The organism is Xanthomonas sp. LMG 12461 (assembly GCF_009192935.1).
GTDB lineage: Bacteria > Pseudomonadota > Gammaproteobacteria > Xanthomonadales > Xanthomonadaceae > Xanthomonas_A > Xanthomonas_A sontii.
In genome coordinates, this window is sequence record NZ_NQYT01000038.1 from 42,473 (window position 1) to 64,853 (window position 22,381).

The 22,381-nt window shown below is 68.8% G+C and carries 20 protein-coding genes and 1 tRNA gene; 6 read left to right on the forward strand and 15 right to left on the reverse strand.

Annotated features, from left to right (window positions below):
* Positions 1-58 precede the first annotated feature (58 nt).
* From CEK68_RS10875 to CEK68_RS10890, 4 genes are all read right to left on the reverse strand, one after another.
* Positions 59-135: transfer RNA gene (locus CEK68_RS10875), tRNA-Pro, on the reverse strand.
* Between the two features lie 60 nt (positions 136-195).
* Positions 196-324 carry a cytochrome bd-I oxidase subunit CydX gene (gene cydX, locus CEK68_RS10880; protein WP_010343450.1) on the reverse strand — a complete coding sequence of 43 codons (129 nt, stop codon included), beginning with the start codon at positions 322-324 and terminating at the stop codon, positions 196-198.
* A 23-nt stretch (positions 325-347) separates the two neighbouring features.
* Entirely contained in the window at positions 348-1,499 is a 1,152-nt protein-coding gene (gene cydB / locus CEK68_RS10885) for a cytochrome d ubiquinol oxidase subunit II (protein ID WP_152239365.1), read from the reverse strand.
* 19 nt (positions 1,500-1,518) lie between these two features.
* Positions 1,519-3,108 (reverse strand): cytochrome ubiquinol oxidase subunit I, encoded by a 1,590-nt coding sequence (locus tag CEK68_RS10890; RefSeq protein ID WP_017910523.1) that lies wholly within the window; start codon positions 3,106-3,108, stop codon positions 1,519-1,521.
* A 272-nt stretch (positions 3,109-3,380) separates the two neighbouring features.
* On the opposite strand from CEK68_RS10890, the gene cydD reads away from it, so the two are divergent.
* The 3 genes from cydD to CEK68_RS10905 all read left to right on the forward strand — a co-directional run bounded on the left by cydD (position 3,381) and on the right by CEK68_RS10905 (position 8,990).
* Complete coding sequence (cydD, locus tag CEK68_RS10895) at positions 3,381-5,099, forward strand: thiol reductant ABC exporter subunit CydD (RefSeq protein WP_226977848.1); 1,719 nt, start codon at positions 3,381-3,383, stop codon at positions 5,097-5,099.
* Complete coding sequence (gene cydC, locus CEK68_RS10900) at positions 5,096-6,793, forward strand: thiol reductant ABC exporter subunit CydC (protein WP_152239367.1); 1,698 nt, start codon at positions 5,096-5,098, stop codon at positions 6,791-6,793. The genes cydD and cydC overlap by 4 nt, the downstream gene beginning before the upstream one ends.
* A gap of 268 nt (positions 6,794-7,061) precedes the next feature.
* Positions 7,062-8,990, forward strand: coding sequence for a S8 family serine peptidase (locus tag CEK68_RS10905; protein WP_152239368.1), 1,929 nt, complete (start codon positions 7,062-7,064; stop codon positions 8,988-8,990).
* A 288-nt stretch (positions 8,991-9,278) separates the two neighbouring features.
* Here the strand turns inward: CEK68_RS10905 and CEK68_RS10910 are convergent, their stop codons facing one another.
* From CEK68_RS10910 to ccmA, 10 genes are all read right to left on the reverse strand, one after another.
* Positions 9,279-10,391, reverse strand: a complete 1,113-nt coding sequence (locus tag CEK68_RS10910; RefSeq protein WP_152239369.1) for a homoserine O-acetyltransferase — start codon at positions 10,389-10,391, stop codon at positions 9,279-9,281.
* 313 nt (positions 10,392-10,704) lie between these two features.
* Positions 10,705-11,742 carry a tetratricopeptide repeat protein gene (locus tag CEK68_RS10915; RefSeq protein ID WP_152239370.1) on the reverse strand — a complete coding sequence of 346 codons (1,038 nt, stop codon included), beginning with the start codon at positions 11,740-11,742 and terminating at the stop codon, positions 10,705-10,707.
* A gap of 4 nt (positions 11,743-11,746) precedes the next feature.
* A complete protein-coding gene (locus CEK68_RS10920) occupies positions 11,747-12,205 on the reverse strand; it encodes a cytochrome c-type biogenesis protein (protein ID WP_017907310.1) in 459 nt (152 codons plus the stop codon).
* On the reverse strand, positions 12,202-12,810 hold the full coding sequence (locus tag CEK68_RS10925; protein ID WP_026143515.1) for a DsbE family thiol:disulfide interchange protein: 609 nt from the start codon (positions 12,808-12,810) through the stop codon (positions 12,202-12,204). Before CEK68_RS10925 ends, CEK68_RS10920 begins: the two co-directional genes overlap by 4 nt.
* The gene (locus CEK68_RS10930; RefSeq protein ID WP_152239371.1) at positions 12,807-14,741 is read right to left on the reverse strand and encodes a heme lyase CcmF/NrfE family subunit; all 1,935 of its coding nucleotides are present in this window, start codon (positions 14,739-14,741) and stop codon (positions 12,807-12,809) included. The genes CEK68_RS10925 and CEK68_RS10930 overlap by 4 nt, the downstream gene beginning before the upstream one ends.
* Positions 14,742-14,912: 171 nt before the next feature.
* Complete coding sequence (ccmE, locus tag CEK68_RS10935) at positions 14,913-15,362, reverse strand: cytochrome c maturation protein CcmE (RefSeq protein ID WP_010343775.1); 450 nt, start codon at positions 15,360-15,362, stop codon at positions 14,913-14,915.
* Positions 15,359-15,535 carry a heme exporter protein CcmD gene (locus tag CEK68_RS10940; protein WP_152239372.1) on the reverse strand — a complete coding sequence of 59 codons (177 nt, stop codon included), beginning with the start codon at positions 15,533-15,535 and terminating at the stop codon, positions 15,359-15,361. Before CEK68_RS10940 ends, ccmE begins: the two co-directional genes overlap by 4 nt.
* Complete coding sequence (ccmC, locus tag CEK68_RS10945) at positions 15,532-16,281, reverse strand: heme ABC transporter permease CcmC (RefSeq protein ID WP_010343777.1); 750 nt, start codon at positions 16,279-16,281, stop codon at positions 15,532-15,534. Before ccmC ends, CEK68_RS10940 begins: the two co-directional genes overlap by 4 nt.
* Before the next feature lie 129 nt (positions 16,282-16,410).
* The gene (gene ccmB / locus CEK68_RS10950; RefSeq protein ID WP_017907306.1) at positions 16,411-17,106 is read right to left on the reverse strand and encodes a heme exporter protein CcmB; all 696 of its coding nucleotides are present in this window, start codon (positions 17,104-17,106) and stop codon (positions 16,411-16,413) included.
* Positions 17,103-17,750 (reverse strand): heme ABC exporter ATP-binding protein CcmA, encoded by a 648-nt coding sequence (ccmA, locus tag CEK68_RS10955; protein ID WP_152239373.1) that lies wholly within the window; start codon positions 17,748-17,750, stop codon positions 17,103-17,105. Before ccmA ends, ccmB begins: the two co-directional genes overlap by 4 nt.
* A gap of 208 nt (positions 17,751-17,958) precedes the next feature.
* Between ccmA and CEK68_RS10960 the strand changes: the two genes are divergently transcribed.
* From CEK68_RS10960 to CEK68_RS10970, 3 genes are all read left to right on the forward strand, one after another.
* Positions 17,959-19,107, forward strand: coding sequence for a pyridoxal phosphate-dependent aminotransferase (locus CEK68_RS10960; protein WP_152239374.1), 1,149 nt, complete (start codon positions 17,959-17,961; stop codon positions 19,105-19,107).
* Positions 19,108-19,207: 100 nt separating this feature from the next.
* Positions 19,208-20,023: an amidohydrolase gene (locus CEK68_RS10965; protein WP_152239375.1), complete on the forward strand. Its 816-nt coding sequence runs from the start codon at positions 19,208-19,210 to the stop codon at positions 20,021-20,023.
* A gap of 459 nt (positions 20,024-20,482) precedes the next feature.
* The gene (locus tag CEK68_RS10970) at positions 20,483-20,920 is read left to right on the forward strand and encodes a hypothetical protein (RefSeq protein ID WP_017914143.1); all 438 of its coding nucleotides are present in this window, start codon (positions 20,483-20,485) and stop codon (positions 20,918-20,920) included.
* Between the two features lie 190 nt (positions 20,921-21,110).
* Here CEK68_RS10970 and CEK68_RS10975 read toward each other — a convergent pair whose 3' ends face one another.
* A complete protein-coding gene (locus tag CEK68_RS10975; protein ID WP_152239376.1) occupies positions 21,111-22,370 on the reverse strand; it encodes an EAL domain-containing protein in 1,260 nt (419 codons plus the stop codon).
* Between the last annotated feature and the right edge of the window lie 11 nt (positions 22,371-22,381).

The window sequence follows — 22,381 nt, forward strand, 5'->3', positions numbered from 1 at the left end:
GCAGACACAAAAAAACCCGGAAAACTGTGGTTTTCCAGGCTTCTTGTGACCTTGAAACTGGTCGGGGAGACAGGATTCGAACCTGCGACCTCTACGTCCCGAACGTAGCGCTCTACCAGACTGAGCTACACCCCGAAGGAGCCGCACATGATACGGAGGTCTTCCGCATTCGGCAAGCGCCTTTGCAAAAAAATTTCAGTCCCCCGCGGCGGCTGCGTCCGCGGCATCCGCCGCGTTGCGCTCGCGCGCTTCGAACCACATGCCGTTGAGGATGGCGGCGGTGGAGGCCAGGCCGACACCGAGAATCCAGGCGAAGTACCACATGATCGTTTCTCCTTGCGGGCGCGTCAGTACGCGTTGGGGTTGTCGTCCAGGGAGGCGGCGGTGACCTTGCCCTTGAGCACGCGGTACACCCAGGTGGTGTAGCCGAGGATGATCGGCAGGAACACCACGGTGGCCAGCAGCATGATCCACAGGGTCAGGTGGCTGCTGGAGGCGTCCCACACGGTCAGGCTGGAGCCGGGCTGGCTGGAGGAGGGCAGCAGGAACGGGAAGATCGCAAAGCCCACGGTCAGGATGATGCCGGCGATGGCCGCGCCGGAGGCGATGAACGCCAGGCCGCCGCGGCGCTTGCGCAGCAGCACCGCGCTGAGCAGCAGGCCGAGCAGGCCGGCGGCCGGGGCCAGGGCGGTCAGCGGCATGGTCTGGTAGTTGTGCATCCAGCCGCCGACCTCGCCGAGCACGGCGGTCTTCAGCAGCGGGTTGGTGGCGCCGTCGGTGACCACCTGCGAGGTGACCGCATAGCCGGGCAGGCCAGTGGCCACCCATACCCCGGCGCCGGCGAACAGCGCGCAGGCCGCCAGGGCGGCGATGCTGCCGTAGCGCGCCGCGCGCTCGGCCACCGGGCCGTCGGTCTTCACCACCAGCATCGCCGCGCCGTGCGCCACCAGCATGCTCACGCTGAGCAGGCCGGCGAGCAGGGCGAACGGCATCAGCAGGCCGAAGAAGCTGCCGGTGTAGAACACCCGCAGGGTGTCGTCGAAGTGGAACGGCACGCCCAGCAGCACGTTGCCCACCGCCACGCCCATGATCAGCGCCGGGATGAAGCCGCCGACGAACAGCGCCCAGTCCCAGCCGTTGCGCCAGCGCTGGCTGGGCAGCTTGCCGCGGAACTTGAACCCGACCGGGCGCAGGATCAGCGCGAACAGGATCACGAACATCGCCAGGTAGAAGCCGGAGAAGCTCACCGCGTACAGCGGCGGGAAGGCGGCGAAGATCGCGCCGCCGCCCAGGATCAACCAGACCTGGTTGCCTTCCCAGACCGGGCCGATGGTGTTGACCACCAGCCGGCGTTCGGCGTCGGTCTTGGCCACGAACGGCAGCAGCGCGCCGACGCCCAGGTCGAATCCGTCCATCACCGCGAAGCCGATCAGCAGGATGCCCAGCAGCAGCCACCAGATCACGCGCAGCGTGGTGTAGTCCAATGCAATGAAGTCCATGGTGTGTCTCCTGCCGGAATCAGAGGTGGCCGGCGGCCGCAGGTGCGGCGATCGGGGTGACGGGACGCGGGGCGGGTTGCAGCAGGGCGGGCAGGTCGTCCGGCCCCTTGCGGATCGCCTTGAGCATCAGCTTGATCTCGATGATCAGCAGCGTGGTGTAGATCGCCACGAAGCCGGCGAGGGTGATCAGGATGTCGTGCAGGGCCAGGCCGGAAGCGGCATAGAAGGTCGGCAGCACGCCTTCCACCGCCCACGGCTGGCGGCCGTACTCGGCCACGAACCAGCCGCACTCGATCGCGATCCACGGCATTGGCAGGGTCCACAGCGCCAGCTTCAGGAACCAGCGCTTGTCCTCGAAGTTGTGCTTGCAGGAGAACCACAGCGCCGCGGCGAAGAACGCGATCAGGTAGAAGCCCAGGCCGGCCATCACCCGGAACGTCCAGAACAGCGGCAGTACCCGCGGCACCGTGTCCAGCGCGGCCTTGGCGATCTCCTCCGGGGTGGCGTTGAGGATGTCCTCGCGGTAGCGCTTGAGCAGCAGGCCGTGGCCCAGGTCCTGCCAGTGGCGATCGAACACCGCCCGCGCTTCGGCGTCGTTGCGGTTGGCCTTGAGCCGCTGCAGCGCGCCGTAGGCGATCTGCCCGCCGCGCACGCGGTGCTCGGCGCGCTTGACCAGTTCCAGGATGCCCGGCACCGGCGTGTTCAACGAGCGCGTGGCGATCAGGCCCATCAGGTACGGCACCTTGATCGCGTAGTCGTTCTTGCCGGTGGCCTGGTTGGGGATGCCGAAGGCGGTGAAGTCGGCCGGCGCCTGCTCCGTTTCCCACATCGCCTCGATCGCGGCCAGCTTCATCTTCTGGTGTTCGTTGGCGGCGTAGCCGCTCTCGTCGCCCAGCACCACCACCGACAGCGAGGACGCCAGCCCGAACGCGGCGGCCACCGCGAACGAGCGCCGGGCGATGTCGCGGTGCTTGCCGCGCAGCAGGTACAGCGCGCTGATCGACATCACGAACACCGCACCGGTCACGTAGCCGGCGCTGACCGTATGCACGAACTTGGCCTGCGCCACCGGGTTGAACACCACCGCCATGAAGTCCACCACTTCCATGCGCATGGTGTCCGGATTGAACACCGCGCCGGTCGGGTTCTGCATCCAGCCGTTGGCGATCAGGATCCACACCGCCGACAGGTTGGTGCCCAGCGCCATCAGCCAGGTCACCATCAGGTGCTTGACCGGGGTGAGCTTGCTCCAGCCGAAGAAGAACAGGCCGATGAAGGTCGCCTCCAGGAAGAACGCCATCAGCCCTTCGATCGCCAGCGGCGCGCCGAAGATGTCGCCGACGTAGTGGCTGTAGTAGGACCAGTTCATGCCGAACTGGAACTCCATGACGATGCCGGTGGCCACGCCCATCGCGAAGTTGATGCCGAACAGCACGCCCCAGAACAGGGTCATGCGCCGCCACACGTCCTTGCGGGTCATGACGTACACGCTCTCCATGATCGCGATCATGAAGGACAGGCCCAGGGTGAGCGGGACGAACAGGAAGTGGTACATCGCGGTCATGGCGAACTGCAGCCGCGACAGCTCTACGACAGTGGTGTCGATCATGGCTGTGCTACCTCGTGGAAGATGTGCATCTGGGTGGCCGAGTGGCGGGAGATTGGAGGCGATCTTCCGCCGGGCCGGCGCGTTCGACCTTGATTCAGATCAATGTGCGCAACCGGGGTGCCCGGCATCGTGGCGGCCACGGCGGTTCCGGCCCGGAAGCGCCTTCCCGCTAAACTGGCGACTTCGTTCGCCGCGCCGAGCCCGTTTTGACCGATTCCGCCGAGCCGTCCACTGCACTGCCCGCCGATACGCCGCAGCAGCGGCAGCAGCGCATGCGCTGGCTGGAGGCCCTGGCCGTGGCCGCGCGCGGCCGCCAGCGCCTAGCTGCGGCGGCGATCAGCGCGTCCGGCGCGCTGCTGATCGTGCAGGCCGGCGCCATCGCCTGGCTGGTGCAGGCGCTGCTGGTCGAGCGGCGCGAGCTGGCGCAGGCGCTGCCGGCCTTCGGCCTGCTGGCGCTGGTGTTGGTCCTGCGTGCCGGGCTCGGCGCCGCCGCGCAGCGGGCTGCCGGCGATGTCGCCGATGCGGCCAAACTCGAATTGCGCCGGCGCGTGTACCGGCAACTGCTGCAGCGCGGGCCGCTGTGGCTGCGCGGACAGCGCAACGGCGAACTGGGCGAACTGCTGCTGGCGCATGGCGATGCGCTGGACGGCTACTACGCCGGCTACCGCCCCGCGCGCTGGGAAGTGAGCGTGGTGCCGCTGTTGATCGTGCTGGCGGTGGCGTGGAGCGACTGGGTGGTCGGGCTGATCCTGTTGTTCACCGCGCCGTTGGTGCCGATCTTCATGATGCTGGTGGGCTGGGGCGCCGAGGCCGCCGGCCGCCGTCAGTTGCGCGAACTGGCGCGGATGGGCGGACACTTCGCCGACCGCCTCAAGGGCCTGGGCCTGTTGCGCCTGTACGGGCGCGGCGACGACGAACTGCGCGGGATCGCCGCTGCTGCCGAGGGCGTGCGCGAGCGCACGCTGAAAGTGCTGCGCATCGCGTTCTTGTCGTCCACCGTGCTTGAGTTCTTCGCCTCGGTCAGCGTGGCGATCGTCGCGCTGTACCTGGGCCTGAGCTACCTCGGCATGATCGCCCTGCACGGCAGCGTGCCGACCCTGGGCACCGGCGTGTTCTGCCTGCTGCTGGCGCCGGAGTTTTATGCGCCGCTGCGGCGCCTGGCCGCGCATTACCACGACCGCGCCAATGCACTGGCCGCGGCGGCCGAGGTGGAGCGCCTGCTGGAAAGCCTGCCGCAGGCCACGGACGCGCCGGCTGCGCACGCCGAGGGTGCAGCCGTGTCGAGCGACGCCGCTGCCGAGGCAATGCCCGTCGCCGCGCCTTCCACAAGCGCGGCACGCGAGGTGCCGCTGCTGCAGGCGCGCGCGCTGCATCTGCGGCCGCTGGGTGCGCGCTGCGATGCGGTGCAGGGCCTGGATGTCGACTTGCACGCCGGCCAGCGCCTGGCCCTGGTCGGGCCCAGCGGCAGCGGCAAGAGCACGCTGCTGGAAGCGCTGGCCGGGTGGCTGCCACCGCGTGCCGGTACCTTGCAGGTGCGCAAGGGGCTGCGCATCGGCTACGCCGGGCAGCGGCCGTATCTGTTCCACGGCAGCATCGCCGACAACCTGCGCCTGGCCGATCCGCAGGCCAGCGCTGCGCAACTGCATGCCGCCGCCGAGGCGGCGCAGGTGCTGCGCTTCGCCGCACGTCTGCCGCAGGGCCTGGACACGCCGATCGGCGAGCGCGGCTTCGGCCTGTCCGGCGGCGAGGCGCGCCGCATCGGCCTGGCGCGACTGTTATTGCGCGATCCGGAACTGCTGTTGCTGGACGAACCGACCGCGTTCCTGGATGCGGACACCGAGGCGGACCTGCTGCGCACGCTGGCGGAGTTCGCCCGCGGCCGCAGCGTGATCGTCGCCACCCACAGCGAGGCGGCGATGCGCTGGGCCGATACCGTGCTGCGGTTGCCGGCCCGCAACGCCTCCGCCGCGACCCAGGGAGCGCAGCCATGAGCGGCACCCGCGACAGCTTGCGCGGCGTGTTCGGCCGCCATCTCGGCCGGCTGCTGCTGACCGCGCTGCTGGTGCTGTGCACGATGCTGGCCGGGGTCGGGCTGCTCGGCCTGTCCGGCGGCTTCCTCACCGCCGCGGCGCTGGCCGGCGCGGTCGGCATGGGCAGCGGCTTCAACTTCTTCTCGCCGTCGGCCGGCATTCGCGCACTGACCTTCGCCCGCATCGCCTCGCGCTACGGCGAAAAGCTGGTCGGACACGACGCGACCCTGCGCATCGCCCGCGACCTGCGGGTGTGGTTCTTCCGCCGCGCGCTGCCGCTGGCACCGGCACGGCTCGGCGCCAGCCGCACCGGCGAACTGCTGGCACGGCTGATGTCGGACATCGGCGAGGTCGACGGCCTGGTGGTGCGCGCGCTGGCGCCGCTGGCCGCACTGCTCGGCGTCGGCACGATCGGCATTGCCGCGGCAGCGGCGATCCACGGGCCGGGGGCGCTGGTGCTCACCGCGCTGGCGTTGGCGATCGGGCTCGGCGTGCCGTGGGTGGTGGCGCGCGGCGGCGAGGCCCGCGAACGCGCACGCGCGCAGCAGCGCGAAGCCTTGCGCACCCTGGCCTACGAAGGCCTGGAGGGCGCCGCCGACCTGGCCGCGCTCGACGCGCAAGCCGCCTGGATCGCGCGCGTGGACGCCAGCGCGCAGGCGGTGCGCGCGGAGGATCGGCGTCAGCGGCAGCGGCTGATCGGCGGCAACGCCTTGCACGCGCTGTGCGCTGCGGCGGGCCTGTTGGCGATGCTGTGGGTGGCGCTGGGTGCGGCGCGCGCCGACGCGATCAGCGCCGAACAGGCCGCCGGCCTGGTGTTCCTGACCGTGGCCCTGCTCGAGGTCTGGGCCGGGGCCGGCCTGGCCTGGCAGGCGCTGCAGTCCGGCCGCGTCGCCGCGCGGCGCCTGCAGGCGATCGCCGGGCAGGCGCCACCAGTGCTAGACCCGGCGCAACCGCAGTCGCTGCCGGCCACTGGCGAGGTGCAGTTCGACGACGTCGTGTTCGCCTGGCCGGGCGAGGCGCGGCGCGTACTCGACGGTGTGTCCCTGCGCATCGCCCCGGGCGAGCGCATCGCCCTCTGCGGCGACAGCGGCAGCGGCAAGACCACCCTGTCGGCGCTGCTGCTGCGGCTGTGGGATCCGCAACAGGGCAGCGTGCGCTACGCCGGCACGGATTTGCGTGAGGTCGCCGAGGCACAGTGGCATCGCCGCGTCGCCTGGCTGCCGCAGGGCGCGCCGGTGTTCGCGGGCAGCGTGCGCGACAATCTGCGCCTGGGCGATCCATCGGCCGACGATGCGCGGCTGCAGCGGGTGCTGACCGACGTGCGGCTCGACGCCTGGCTGCACGAAGTCGGTGGCCTCGACGCCTGGCTCGGCGAAAACGGCGCCACCATGTCCGCCGGCCAGGCGCGGCGCCTGGCCCTGGCCCGCGCCCTGTTGCGCGAGGCACCGCTGCTGGTGCTGGACGAACCCACCGAAGGCCTGGACGTGGACACCGCGCAGGCGCTGTTGCGCGACCTGGCGCAGGCGTTGGGCCAGCGCAGCCTGCTGCTGATCAGTCACGATGCGCTGCCCGACGGTGTGGTGCATGTGCGCTATCGCTTGCAGGGCGGACAGCTCGTGCGCAGCGTCGAAGCGTCGGGCGATGACACGGTGTGAGACACGCGCAGCGTGACTGGTCGCGCGTGGCGCACGTGTGCCACGAATGGCGGCGACCTCCAAGCACGCACGTCGCAGAACGATGGCAACTGGGACGAGATTCTCTGATGGTATACAACGCGCCGTCAGTGTCGGCCTGTGAGACGTCACCGCTCTAGAATTTCGCGACGGTCGGTGATGCGGAACGAACACCACGAAGCGGTAGTCAGTTTCTTTCCGGGTGACCGGGCGACAGGGGGTTGCCCATCAGAGAAAAGGAGTTTCACGTATGTCTGGAACAATGTTCGCGAAGAAACGTTTGTCTGCCCTGGTGCGACTCGGGATGATGGCAGGCTTGTCGTTGAGTGGCACGGTCCACGCGCAAGCGCTGACCAATGATCCGCTTTCGGCGCAGCAGTGGACCCTCAATGCGATCCGTGCGCCGCAGGCCTGGGCGCTGGCCCCAGCCGGTGGCGAGAGAATCCGCGTGGCGGTTCTCGATACCGGCTATTCCGAGCATCCAGATATTAACTGGGCCAAGGACGGTGCTGGTCAAGATTTCTATCTGGACGCAACGCAGGTCTTGGACGATGACGAAAAGGCAGGGCAGGATCCTAGGAATGTTCCGTCGTACACGCACGGTACGCATGTTGCCGGTATCGTTGCGGCCCGAACCAACAATGGTCAGGGAATCGCTGGCGTCTGTCCGCAGTGCGAAGTGGTGTCGATCAAGATCGACCCTGTAGATCAGGACATTGCACGGGGCGTACAGCTCGCGGTGCAGGCTGGTGCGCGAGTGATCAATCTCAGCCTCGCTCAGCCAGATGTCTCGTGTAGCGCTAGCGAAACGTACAAGCTCACAAAAGCGGCGATCGCCAGCGCGGTGTCCGCGGGGGTGTCAGTCGTCGCAGCGGCCGGCAACCACAATACGCCTGATATCAGCTACGGCAATGAGCCACTCCCGAGGGCGCGGGTCGATGTAGCGAATGTGAGTCCAGCATCCTGTCCCGGGGTGATTTCTGTCGGGGCATCCCTCGGTACGCCGCAGCAGCCAAATGTGGAAGCTCCCTACAGCAATGGTGGCCCGTCACTGACATTGACTGCGCCAGGTGGTGGCGTGACGATTGAAGACGGTTTGTACGGTGCTGGCGTGGAACCCTGCCCCCTGCAGAACAATGTCGGCAATAGGGGCTTCAGTACAAGCAGGGTGGGTGTGCTGGCGACTTGGGCTGAGGGCACCGGCACGCAATGGGTGCACTGCTATCGCTATTTGAGCGGAACGTCGATGGCAGCACCTCATGTCAGTGGTGTCATCGGTCTGATGCTTTCTGTTAATCCCTCGCTGAGTCCCGCGCAGATCGCGAACATCCTGCAATCTTCTGCCGGCCCGGTGGTATGTCCTTCCGGCGGTTGTGGCGCTGGCATGCTGAATGCAGAAGCTGCAGTCAGTCAGGCACGAAGCGTCGCCGGCCAGTGGACGTCCGCTGGTCCTTGCCGCTACAACGCGCCTGGCCAATCGGCGCAAACGCCGTGCGCATTGGGTAGCATGGATGTCTCGCCGGACGGCACCGAGACGGTCACCGCTTATGGCCATGTGTGGAAGTTCGATGCTCAGGGCTTGCCGGTGACGCTTCCCGTGCCGCTCAGTAGTTCGCCTGTCTATGCACGCGGGAACGGGCCGTGCACGGCGCAGTTCGCGAAGCGCAAGAAGCCGTGCACGTTCGACACCCGCGCCGAAGTGAACTACCCGGGTGTGGGCTATTTGGAATCCATTACCGCCTATGGCCGTTACTGGAACTTTGACGCTAACGGTCAGCCATTCGGCCCGCAGGGTGGAGCGCTGCACGACGTACCGCGATACGCTGCCGCCAATGGGCCGTGTTACCAGAAAACCCAGAGCAATCCCTGCGTGTTCGACACGCGCTCGCTGGTCGTGTTCCCGGAGTGGGGCGGGCTGGTCGAGTCGGTCAACGCGTACGGGCAGTACTGGATGTGGGATGCCAACGGCAATCTGCTTGCTTCCGGTCCGTTGCAGAGCGTTGCGCGCTATCAGCAGATCTGCAACTACGGTCCGGCGGGTACGCCGTGCAAGTTCGACACGCGTGAGCTCAAGAGCAATCGGCATGAGGTGATCACCGCCTATGGCCGCTACTTCGAGTTCAATGGCGAGACGCTGATCCAGAACACGGCGCTGGCGGACATGGCGCGGTTCAACTGATTTCACCGTTGCCGGCGTTCTGCTGCAACGATCGGCGAGAGTACGGCAAAGGATCTGCCGTGCTCTCGCTTCTGCCTTTCCAATTCCGTGTGTCGCCAGCGCTTCAGTCGGTTCGTGCGTACGGCCGTGGCAGCGGTTACGCGCGGGGGATCTGCTAGGTGCGACGTGTTCGGAGGGAAATCAACTCACTGAGCGGGATGCATCTTGAGTTAAGTCCATCTCGACTTGCCGATGGCGGCTTCGCCAGGCACCGCATGATGGAGTGGTACGGGCAGTACGCCGCACCGCTTACAGCGCGTCCAGAAACGCCCGCACCGCCGGCCCGAACCGCGCGAAATCCACCAGGAACGCATCATGGCCCTGCGGCGAATCCAGCCCCAGGAACTGCGCCTGTGCGCCGCCGGCGCGCAGGCCGTCGGCGATCTGTTGCTGCTGCTGCACCGGGAACAGGATGTCGGTGTTGGCGCCGATCGCCAATGCGCGCTCGATGCGGATCGTGGCGATGCCGGCCAGCACGTCGCCGCCGGCAGGTTCGGCCAGGTCGAACCAGTCCATCGAGCGGCTCAGGTACAGATAGCAGTTCGGGTCGAAGCGGCGCACGAAGCGGCGGGCGTGGCCTTCCAGGTAGCTCTCGACCTGGAATTCCAGTCCGAACGGATCGTCGTCGGTCTGGTCCGAATCCAGCCGCACGCGGCCGAAGCGGCCGTCCCATTCCAGCGCCGAGCGGTAGGTGATGACGCCCAGCTTGCGTGCCATGCGCATGCCCGATTCGGGATAGGTGGCTTCGTCGTAGTCGCCGCCGTTCCAGTTCGGGTCCAGCCGGATCGCCTCGCGCTGCAGCGAGCGGATCGCGATCGAGAACGGCAGTGCCTGCGCGCTGCCGGAGATGTTGATGTGGCTGCGCGCCAGGCCCGGATGCCGGTGCAGCAGCGCCAGCGCAGTCATGCCGCCCATCGAGTTGCCGATCACGCAGGCCAACTGCGCGATGTTCAGTGCCCGCACTACTTGCGCGGCGGCGTCGGCACCGTCCTCGATCGACAGCTCCGGGAAGCGCAGGCGATACGGCTGGCCGTCGTCCGGGTGCGCTGAGGCGGGGCCGGTCGAGCCCTTGCAACTGCCCAGCGAGTTCACGCAGATCACGAACCAGCGCTGGGTGTCGATCGGCTTGCCCGGGCCGAGCATGCCGTCCCACCAGCCTGGCGTGGGATCGTCGGCATTGGCTGCGGCATGCGCGTCGGGCGAGAGTCCGGTGACGATCAGGACCGCGTTGTCGCGCGCGGCCGACAGCGTGCCCCAGGTTTCGTAGGCGACCCGCGCGCCATGCAACTGGCCGCCACGTTTCATCGGGAACGGCGAGGGCAGGGTGTGGAAGCGGCTGCCGGGCGGGATGAATTCGGTCATGCGCCGATTCTAGCCGCGCGATTGCGCATCCGGCGTATGCGGGGTGCGGGATGGAGCGTGTCGGGCCGCAATCGCGTCCGTGAGTGACGCCGGGCCGGATCTACTGCGCGTCTGATCATTCGCTTCCACCGCGATCCAGTCCGACACGCTGTTGCCTCGTGGGAGCGGCTTCAGCCGCGACCGGCCTCCCGGTAGAGCGTGTCGCGGCTGAAGCCGCTGCTGCAACGACGTTTCGCATTCTTGCTGGCGTCTTGCCCTGGTCGCGACCGGACGGTCCCGATCAGGCACGGGCGCTCCCACACGACTGCTTGCGCTACGGCTTGCCGATCACCAGCTCCACCGGCGCGGTCGCCGGCAGGGTGACCGTCACCGGCGCCGATTCCAGATCGCCATCCTGGCGCATGGCGTTACCGCTGGCCGACAGCCGCGCGATCACCTGCACCTGCTTGAGTTGCGAGAGTTTCTGCGTCGGCATCGGGCTGTCCGCGTCGCTCAGCGTCACCCGCAACGGCAGCGCCTGCAGCGGATGTTTCTGCACCGCCACCGGCATCGGCGGGCCGCCCGGTACGCGTGCGATCACGAATACGCTGGCGTCGCCGCGCAGGCGCACGCGGGCGGCGAACGCCGGGTCCAGCGACACGGCCACGGTCAGGCCGGTGCTCGCCGGCGCCTGCGCATCCTGCGCCGTGGCGGCGGTGCCGTCAGCGGGCAGCGCCGGCAGGCCGGCCGCGCTGCGCGCCGCGTCGATCTGTGGCCGCAGCGCCGCGGCGGTGGCCGCGTCCACGCGCGGCAACAGCGCTTCCCAGGTGGCCGCGGCGGCGGCGTCCTGGCCGCGCTGGCGCTGGGCGATGCCCAGGAACCAGGCGCCGCGTTCGCTGCCCGGCGCCAATTGCAGGGCGTGCTGCAGCCAGGCCAACGCCTGGTCGTCGAACTGCCGTTGCGGGTTGGCCATCGCACGCGCCTCGGCTGCTTCGATCAGCAGCGGCGCCTGCTCCGGCGCCAGGCGCACCGCACGCGCGAATGCGGCCGCGGCCTCGGCGTGGTGGCCCAGCGACATCTGGCTGCGGCCGAGCAAGGCCCAGCCGTCGGCCCGGTTGGGATCCTTCGCCAGCGCCGCCTGCAGTTGCTTCACGCCATCCTCGAGCGTGCGTGGTGCCTCGCGGTTCTGCGCCTGCAACGCGCGCGGGGTGCCGACCAACGCATACAGCGCCGCCGTCGCCACGCCCAGCGCCAGGATCGCCACCGCCAGCACCGCGCCGTTGCGGCCGCCGCCGCGCAGCGGCCACAACACCACCGCGAACACCAGCGCCGCCAGCGCCACCGCCGCGGCCGACATGCCCCAACTCAGCATCGCCTCACCATTCCTGTTCGTCCTGCAGCGGTAGCGCGGTCGCTGCCGGCGCGCGTCGCCGCACCATCCGGATCAGCACCACGGCGCCGCCGGCCAGCAGCAGCAAGGGGCCGAACCACAGCAGCCAGGTGCGCGCTTCCAGTTGCGGCCGGTACAGCACGAACTCGCCATAGCGATCGACCAGGAACTGCTTGATCTGCGCATCCGATTTGCCCTGGTGCATCAGTTCCAGCACTTCGCGGCGCAGGTCCATGGCGATCTGCGCGTGGGAGTCGGCCAGCGACTGGTTCTGGCATTGCACGCAGCGCAGTTCCGCGGTCAGCGCATGGAAGCGCGCCTCCTCGGCGGCGGAGCGGTAGGCCAGCGGGGTCGGATCGGACACCGGTTCGGCGCCGGCCAGCGTGGACCACGCCAGCAGCGCCAGCAGGCCCAGCCGCAGCGCAGGCCGGCGGTGCTGGCTCATGGCGTGGCCTTACCCTGGGCGCGCGTCGGCGGGGCGTCGCGCTCGGCCTGCTCCAGTGCCGGCAGCAGTTCGTCGCGGATGATCGCATCGGTCAGCGGGCCGGCATGCTTCCAGCGCACCACGCCGCGCGCGTCGACCAGGAAGGTCTCCGGCGCCGCGGCCACGCCCCAGTCGATCGCGGTACGCCCTTCGGGATCGAACAGCACCGCCAGGAACGGATTGCCCAACTGCTCCAGCCAGCGCAGCGCGTCCTCGCGGGTGTCCTTCCAGTCGTAGCCGATCACCCGCACACGCTTGCTGAGCGCGAAGCGGGTGAGCACCGGGTGTTCCTCGCGGCAGGCCGGGCACCAGCTGCCCCACACGTTGAGCACGTACGGCGCGCCCAGCAACTCGCTGCTGCGCACGCGGATCGAGGCGTCGTGCAGCAGCGGCAGTTCGAACGCCGGCGCCGGCTTGCCGATCAGCGCCGAGGGCAGTGCGTCGCGATCGGCGCTGCCGGAACGCTGCACCGCATACACCATCAACGCCAGCAGGCCGAGGAAGAACAGCGCGCCCAGCAGGATGGCGGGCAGCGGCAGGCGACGTGGAGCGGGAGCGGACATCAGGGGGTCTCCGGGGAACGACGGAAGCGCCGGTCGGCGGCGGTGACGAAACCGCCCAGCGCCATCAGCGCCGCGCCAAGCCAGATCCAGCGCACGAAGGGTTTGACGTGCACGCGCATCGCCCAGGCGTTGCCGCCCAGCGGCTCGCCGAGGGCGACGTAGACATCGCCGAACAGGCCGGGGTGGATGCCGGCTTCGGTCATGTTCTGGCCGCCGCTGGCGTAAAGACGCTTTTCCGGGTGCAGCAGCGCCAGCGGGCGATCGTCGCGCAGCACCTGCACGTGCGCGCGCTCGGCCACGTAGTTGGGGCCCTTGCGCTGGTCCAGGCCCTGCAGCTCGAAGCGGTAGCGGCCCAGCTCCAGGTGCTGACCGGGCGCCAGCGCCACTTCGCGCTGCTGCTCCAGGGCCTCGACCAGCAACGCGCCGGCCAGAAAAACGGCGATGCCGGTGTGCGCCAGGGTCATCCCCAGCATCTCGGCAGTGAAACGGCTGCCCTTGAGCTGGCGCCGGCTCCATACGAAGCGCGCGGTGCCCAGCAGCACCCAGGTCGCGGCGGCGACGCCGGCGGCGGTCTTCCACGCACCCTGCGGCGCCAGGAAGAAGCCGATTGCCCCGGCCAGCAGCGCCAGGCCGGCCCACGGCGCCAGCAGCGCCAGCGGCCGCGACGCCTGTTCGCGCTGCCAGCGGGTCAGCGGGCCGAACGGCAGCAGCGCCACCAGCGGCGCCATCAGCACGATGAACAAGGTACCGAAGTAGGGCGGCCCCACCGACAGCTTGCCCAGGTCCAGCGCATCGGCCAGCAGCGGATACAGCGTGCCCAGCAGCACCATCGCGCAGGCGCAGGTCAGCAGCAGGTTGTTGGCCAGCAGCAGGGTCTCGCGCGAGGCCGGGGCGAAGCGTTGCCGCGCCTCGTCGGCTGCCGCCGCCACGCGGCCACCGCGCAGCGCGTACAGCAGCAGCGCGCCGCCGCACAGCAGGCTCAGGAACACCAGGATGAACAGGCCGCGGGCGGGGTCGGCGGCAAACGAGTGCACGCTGGTCAGCACGCCCGAGCGCACCAGGAAGGTGCCGAGCAGCGACAGCGAGAACGCGGCGATCGCCAGCAACAGGGTCCAGGCGCCGAAGCTGCCGCGTTTCTCGGTGACCGCCTGCGAATGCAGCAGCGCCGCCCCGGCCAGCCACGGCATGAAGCTGGCGTTCTCCACCGGGTCCCAGAACCACCAGCCGCCCCAGCCCAGTTCGTAGTACGCCCACCAGCTGCCGAGGGCGATGCCGATGGTCAAAAAGCCCCAGGCCACGTTGGTCCACGGCCGCGTCCAGCGCAGCCAGCGCGCATCCACCTGGCCGTCCAGCAGCGCGGCGATGGCGAAGGCGAACGGCACCGCGAAGCCGACATAGCCGGCGTACAGCAGCGGCGGATGGATCACCAGGCCGGGATCCTGCAGCAACGGATTGAGATCGCGCCCTTCCAGCGGTGCCGGCAGCAGCCGCGCGAACGGGTTGGAGGTGAACAGCAGGAACGCCAGGAAGCCGATGCTGACCAGCGCCAGGGTGCCGATCACCCGCGCGACGACGTGCGCCGGCAGACGCCGCGAGTACAGCGCGACAGCGCCGGTCCACAGCGCCAGGATCAGCGTCCACAGCAGCAGCGAGCCCTCGTGCGCGCCCCACACCGCGGAGTAGCGGTACACCAGCGGCAGCAGCGAATTGGAGTTCTCGGCGACGTAGGCCACCGAGAAGTCCTGGGTCACGAACGCATGGGTGACGATCGCGAAGGCGCCGGCCACCAAGGCCAGCTGCGCGAACGCCGCCGGCCGCGCCACCGCCATCCAGCGCGCATCGCCGCGCTGCGCGCCGGCCAGCGGCAGCAGCGCCTGCAGCACGGCGGTGAGCAGGGCGAGGATCAGCAGGAGCTGACCAACCTCAGGCAGCATGGTGCTTGCGGAACGCGCGAGCGGGTAGGGCGGGACGCGCAGCGGATTGCGGGATGCACATGGCGCAAGGCTGCCCCCCCGGGTTCCGTCGCCGCTGCTTGGTGGTCCCAACGATCGTGCCAGCGCTGTTGCTTCGACGATTCCCCATTCCCCAATCCCGATTCCCGCCCCTCACTGCATCGCCCCCACATCATGCTTGCGATGCGCGCTGCCCATCTTGTCCGCCAGTTCCTTCGGCATGTAGGTCTCGTCGTGCTTGGCCAGCACGTCCTCGGCGACAAACACGCCGTCGTGCATACTGCCGGTGGCCACCACCGCCTGGCCCTCGCGGAACAGGTCGGGCAGGATCCGGTCGTAGCGCACGGTCAGTTGCGCATCGCCGTCGGTGACCCGGAAGTGTGATTGCAGCGAACCGGGTGCGCGCTGGAACGAGCCCTTCTCGACCATACCGCCGAGGCGGAAGCGCGCGTGCGCGCCGGTCTTGCCGGCCAGCACTTCGGCTGGGGTGTACAGGTAGGCGGCATTGCGCTGCAGGGCCATCGCCACCAGGGTGGTGGTCAGGCCGGCGGCCAGCACCAGCAGCATTAGCCACAGCAGGCGGCGCTTGCGCTGCGGGTTCATCGGCTCAGCTCCAGCGGCGGCGCCGGTTCGGTCTTGGCCTGGCGCTTGCGTTGCGCGCGCAGCCGTGCCGCCCGCAGGGCGTTGCGCACCTGCAGCCGCGCCAGCACGAAATCGGCCAGCAGCACCCCGGCGAACACCGCGTAGGCACCGACCACATACGGCAGGTAGTTCATCCGCGTGCCTCCGCCAGTTGCGTCACCCAGTCCTTGCCGGCCTCGCGGCGCAGGTTGTCGGCGCGCGCGCGCGCCAGCAGCGAGCCGGCGAACCAGAACTTGGTCGCGGCCACCATCAGCCACAGCGGCGGCAGCATGCTCGGGTCCATGCTGGACTGGCCGAACAGGCGGATGGTCTGGCCCTGGTGCAGCGAGTTCCACCACACCACCGAATAGCGGATCACCGGCAGCAGCACCACGCCGACGATGGCCAGCAGCCCGGCCGCGCGTGCGGCGGTGCGCCGGTCCTCGATCGCCAAGTACAGGCCCATCACGCCGATGTACAGGAACAGCAGGATCAGCTCGGTGGTCAGGCGCGGGTCCCAGTCCCACCAGGCGCCCCACATCGGCTTGCCCCAGATGCTGCCGGTCAGCAGGGTGATCAGGGTGAAGGCGGCGCCGATCGGCGCGCAGGCCATCGCCAGGATCTCGCACAGCTTGATCCGCCAGACCTGGGCGATGGCCGCGTACACGGCCATCAGGCCGAACACGAACAGGCTCATCCAGGCGCTGGGCACATGGATGTAGAGGATGCGGAAGGCGTCGCTCTGCAGGCGGTCGGCCGGGACCACGAACAGGGCCTGCCAGATGCCCACGCCGGCCAGCAGCAGCGCCGCCAGGTAGCACCACGGCGTCCAGCGCGCAGCGAAGCGATCGAAGGTCGGAGGCGAACCGAGTTGGTGGAACCAGCGGACGAGAGAGGCCATGCGGACGATTCTAGCTGGCGGAAGGCGGGCTTCGATGCGACAACATTCGATGCGACAACGACGGAACGGCGAGGGAACACTGCGCTTGCATGGTACGACCGCCGTCGCGCCGGCGCTGCCCCAAAAGGCTCAGCTCAGCGAGATGCGGATCGCCGCGGCCGCCGCCAACGGCGCCAGCACCAGGCCCGCGACCAGGCCCGCGGCCAGCAACAGCAGGCCGCCGGCCGGATCCAGGCCCTGCGCCGCCGCCGCCACGCTGCCGGCGCCGAACACCAGCACCGGCACGTACAGCGGCAGGGCCAGCAGCGCGACCAGGATGCCGGCGCGCTTCATGCCCACTGTCAGCGCCGCGACCACCGCGCCGAGCAGGCTCAGCAGCGGGGTCCCCAGCGCCAACGATGCCAGCAGCACCGGCATGCGGTCATGTGGCAGGTGCAGCAATTCGCCGAGCAGCGGGGCGGCCACGATCAGCGGCAAGGCGGTGGTGACCCAGTGCAGCAGCACCCGCACCAGCACCAGCCAGGCCAGCGGCACCGGCGCCAGCAGCCATTGCTCCAGCGAGCCGTCCTCGGCGTCGCTGCGGAACAGGCTGTCCAGCGCCAGCAGGCCGGCCAGCAGCACCGCCAGCCATAGCGCGGCGCCGGCCACCTCGCCGAGCAGGCGCGGCTGGTTGCCCAGCGCCAGCGCGAACAGGGCCACGATCAACAGGGCGAACAGCGCCGGCTGCAGCGCGTCGCCGCGACGCCGCCACAGCAGGCGCAGGTCGCGCAGCAGCAGCGCCCGGGTGGCCTGCCACAGCGAGGGAACGGGCGTGGCCAGGCTCATGCGGCGACTCCGCTCAAGGTCAGCATGCGGGTGCGCACGGGGGGGGCGGCGTAGGCGCCATGGGTGGTGACCAGGGCCGCGCCGCCGCTGCGCAGGTGCGCGGCGATCATGCGGTTGACCAGGGTGATGCCGTCCAGGTCGAGGTTGGCGTAGGGCTCGTCGAGCAGCCACAGCGGCGCCGGCGACAGCCACATCCGCGCCAGCGCCAGGCGCTTCTTCTGCCCGGCCGACAGCTGCCTTACCAGGGTGTCCTCGTAGCCGGCCAGGCCGACGATGGCCAGCGCGCTGCCGGGCATCTGCTTGGCCCGGCGCCCCTGCAGGCCGCACAGGTAGTGCAGGTTCTCCAGGGTGCTCAGGTCGGCCTTCAGTGCGCCCAGGTGGCCCAGGTAGGCCATGAAGCGGGCGCGGTCGCCGCGCCGCATCGGGTGGCCGTCGATCTCGATGCGCCCGGCCTCGGCGCGCAGCAGGCCGACCAGCACCCGCAGCAGGGTGGTCTTGCCGGCGCCGTTGTCGCCCTGCACCAGCAGCGCTTCGCCGGCATCCAGGTGGAAGTCCAGCGGACCGAACACCGCGGCGTCGTCGCGGGCGAACGTGAGCCCGTGCGCGGCCAGTAGCGGTGGGGCGGTGTACAGCGGATCGGTCATCGGCGAAGGCCGCGGCGGATGGCGCGGCGGCGGGCGGCAAGGGAAGGCGCGCATTGTATCGGCATGCGGGCGTCCGGCGGATGCCGGCGTCGGCCACACGCGGCGATGCGCATGCGCTGCGTCAGTGGATCGGCGGCGTGTAGGGCGCATCGCCGGCAAGCGGCTTTGCGTACACTCGGCGTTTTCCCGCTGCCCGCAGATCCCCCGCATGCATCCGCAGACCAAGCTGCCCAAGGTGGGCACCACCATCTTCACCGTGATGTCGCAACTGGCCGCCGAGCACGGCGCGGTCAACCTGGGCCAGGGCTTTCCCGACTTCCCGGTGCCGCCGCGGCTGATCGAGGCGCTGGACCGGGCGATGCGCGACGGCCACAACCAGTACCCGCCGATGACCGGCGTGCCGGCGCTGCGCCAGGCGATCGCCGAGAAGGCGCTGCGTTGCTATGGCGCCCAGGTCGATGCCGACACCGAGGTCACCGTCACCAGCGGCGCCACCGAAGCGCTGTTCAACGCCATTCACGCCGTGGTGCGCCCGGGCGAGGAGGTGATCGTGCTGGACCCGGCCTACGACAGCTACGAGCCGGCGATCGACCTGGCCGGCGCGCGTGCGGTGCACGTGCCGCTGGACCCGCACACGTTCGCGGTGGACTGGGAGCGCGTACGTGCGGCGATCACCCCGCGCACCCGCCTGCTGATGCTCAACAGCCCGCACAACCCGTCCGGGGCCATGTTCGGCGCCGGTGACCTGCAGGCGGTGGCCGAGCTGCTGCGCGGCAGCGACATCTTCCTGATCTCCGACGAGGTCTACGAGCACATCGTGTTCGACGGCCGCCGCCACGAGTCGGTGCTGCGCTGGCCGGAACTGCGCGAGCGCGCCTTCGTCGTCTCCAGCTTCGGCAAGACCTATCACTGCACCGGCTGGAAGATCGGCTACGCGATCGCGCCGCCGGCGCTCAGCGCAGAGTTCCGCAAGGTCCACCAGTACAACACCTTCGCCAGCTTCGGCCCGGCCCAGCACGCCTTCGCCGCGATGATCCGCGAGGAGCCAGAGCACGACGAACAGCTCGGCGCGTTCTACCAGGCCAAGCGCGACCGCTTCCGCGAACAATTGCTGGGCACCCGGCTGAAGCCGCTGCCGGTGCCGGGCGGCTACTTCCAGCTGGTGGACTATTCGGCGGTCAGCGACCTGCCCGATACCGAATTCGTGAAGTGGCTGACCATCGAGAAGGGCGTGGCGGCGATCCCGCTGTCGCCGTTCTACCAGGACCCGCCGCCCGCCCAGCGCCTTGCCAGGCTGTGCTTCGCCAAGAACGAGGCGACGCTGGATGCGGCGATCGAGCGGCTGCGCGCGCTGTAAGCGCGCGAAGCCGCCGGGATTCGGGAATGGGGAATGGTGAAATCTCGCCGATGCGCTTAGCCTTTACCCATTCCCTATTCCCCTTTCCCGATTCCCTGCTATGAACGATCTGAGGATCTCGCTGGTCCAGGGCGATACCCGCTGGCACGATCCGGCTGGCAACCGCGCGCATTACGCCGAACTGCTGGCGCCGCTGGCCGGCGTCACCGACCTGGTGATCCTGCCGGAGACCTTCACCAGCGGCTTCTCCAACGATGCGCTGGCGCAGGCCGAGGACATGGACGGGCCGACCGTGGCGTGGATCCGCGAGCAGGCGGCACGGCTGGGCGCGGCGGTGACCGGCAGCGTACAGTTGCGCGTGCCCGGCGCCGATGCCGAGGCCAAGGTGTTCAACCGCCTGCTGTGGGCCACGCCGGACGGCGCGTTGCAGCATTACGACAAGCGTCATCTGTTCCGCTACGGCAACGAACACCTGCGCTACGCCGCCGGGCACGAACGCCTGTGCGTTGAGTGGAAGGGCTGGCGGATCAATCCGCAGGTCTGCTACGACCTGCGCTTCCCGGTGTTCTGCCGCAACCGCTACGACGTCGAGCGCCCGGGCCAGCTGGATTTCGATCTGCAGCTGTTCGTCGCCAACTGGCCGTCGGCGCGCGCCTACGCCTGGCGTACGCTGCTGCGCGCGCGCGCGATCGAGAACCTGTGCTTCGTGGCCGCGGTCAACCGCGTCGGCGTGGACGGCAACGACCTGCACTATGCCGGCGACAGCGCGGTGATCGATTTCCTCGGCCAGCCGCAACTGGAGATCCGCGAGCGCGAACAGGTCGCCACCACCACGATCTCCGCCGCCGCACTGGCCGCGCACCGCGCGCGCTTCCCGGCCATGCTCGATGCGGATGCCTTCAGTCTGGACGACTAGCCTGCGGCTCCCGTGATGCCGGAAAGCTCATCGTGCTATTTCCGAAGACGCCTGTCGTAGGAGCCGCTTCAGCCGCGACGGGCTTTCCCGGTAACCCCTGTCGCGGCGGATTTCGAAAGCGCGGCAATAGCCCCTCCCGCAGCATGTTGCGGCAAGCGTGGCGGGTGCACTGTGGGAGGGACTTCAGTCCCGACGCATTACGCCATCAGCAAGTGCTTCGCACGTCCCCGCTGCATGCGCGTTGACGCCTACAAAGCACCGAGGCAATCAGGCCGGGCCGCCGCAAACGAGTCTGGAGATGTTGGCGCCGGCCTCGCCTCCTGCCTGTACGGGGCCGACCGCGCCCGCTGCGAGTGGAAATGCCTGCTGAACGCGCGCGCGATACCCCCGCAACCTTGTCGCGGCCGCGACAAACCCATTGCTACCCTCGCGCCTTGTCCACCCACCCGGAATGCCCACATGATCAAGTCGCTCTCTCTGCTCGCACTGCTGGGTGCGGCCGCGCTCGCGCCGCAGGCCCAGGCCGCCGGCAACATCGATTGCAAGCTGTCCTTCAACCTGTCGGGCTGGTCGGTGTTCTACAAGACCGCCAAGGGCACCGGCACCATCACCTGCAACGACGGCGCGGTGATCCCGGTCAAGATCAGCAGCAAGGGCGGTGGCCTGACGGTCGGAAAGTCGAAGATCGTCGGTGGCCGCGGCACCTTCACCGGCGCCTATAGCCTCAACGATCTGTTCGGCACCTATGCCGCCGCCGAAGCGCATGCCGGCGTGGTCAAGTCCAGCACCGCACAGGTCGTCACCAAGGGCGATATCTCGCTGGCCCTGGCCGGCACGGGCGAGGGCGTCGATCTGGGCGTCAACGTCGGCAACTTCGTGATCGAGCGCCGCAAGTAAGGCTTGCTCTGTGCCTGCCCCGCCCGCAGCCGCGCGCGGGGCAGGCGCTGTTTTATCCGGCGGTCACGACGATCGACGCGAGGCTGGCCAGGGCGAGGGTGAGCAGGAGGAGGTTTTTGCGTGACATGCGGAGTTTTCGGCAGGGATGAAGTTTTTTGCTTGGGCGATGCGCTGCTCGAGATGGCAAGCGTCAGATAGCGGCCGCAGCGGCAGGTTCGATGCGTTGTCCGAACACGGTGTGCGAGGATGCCAGGGCCATGAATTCCTCCACGGGTAATGGCCGGCTGAAATGGTAGCCTTGACCGATGTCGCATCTGATGCTGCGCATGCGCGCCGCGTCCTCTTCGGTTTCGATGCCCTCGGCGACCACGCGCATTCCCATGCCGTGCGCCAGCCGAACGATGCCCTCCAGCGTTTCGAACACATGCGTGGTCAGCCGCGAGCGCCGGACCATCTGATGGTCGATCTTCAGGATGTTGAAAGGCGCCATGCACAGACGGTGGATCGAAGATCCCCCGGTGCCGAAATCGTCGATGGCGCAATCGATTCCATTGAGTCGCCAGTGGGCCACGGCGCCGGCGATGTGGCGGTCGCAGTGATCCATTCCGTCCTCGGTCACCTCGATGGCGAAATGGTGGGGGACGCCTCCCGAACGAATCAGGCGTTGGACGATGCAGTCCGCCCAGCTCGCCGAGACGAGACGGGTGGCGGATACGTTGATCGACAGTTTCAGCGTTGATGGCAAGGACAGCGAGCGGCTGACGCTGGCCACCGTGTCGATCAACTGGCCGATCAACTCCTCCCCCAGGTCGCATTCCTCCAGGAGAGAGAGAAAATGGTTCGGGCCAAGCACGCCCAATGTCGGGTGCTGCCATCGCACCAGCGCTTCTGCGCCCGCCATGGCGCCGGTGGTGAGGCAGTAACTCGGCTGCAGGAAGGCGGAAATCTCTCCAGTGCGGTAGGCGGCGTGGACATCGTCGGCGGTGATGCGCTGAGCGGTATTCTCGATGAGCTGGCCATCGTTATCGATGGTCGTCGACGGGTTTGCGCGGTACAGCATGTCGGTGAAGTCGAACAGCCGCAGCGCCTCTCCGGCGAAGACCAATTGCATCAGCCCGCCGTCGCGTTGCTGCGCATATTCATGGATTGCGCTCTGGAAGCGCATGTCCGTCACTCCACCGACGATGACATGTCCGCTGAAATGGCTGTCGGCCAGGGCATCGATCAATTGCAGGGCCGATGCGCCCTGCAAGCGCGCCGACGTCACCACCAGATCGATCGGCGTGGTGCGCATCCGTTCGAGCAGTTGGTCGTTGTTGCTTGCGCTATGGACCTTTGCCACGCCCAGCCGTTGCAGCAGCTTGCCGACGTAGGAACTCCGCAGTTCGCTGTCGTATGCGATCAAGGCATTGCGGATGTTGAAGAACGGAACATGTGCGCTTTTGTTCATGACAGCCTCAT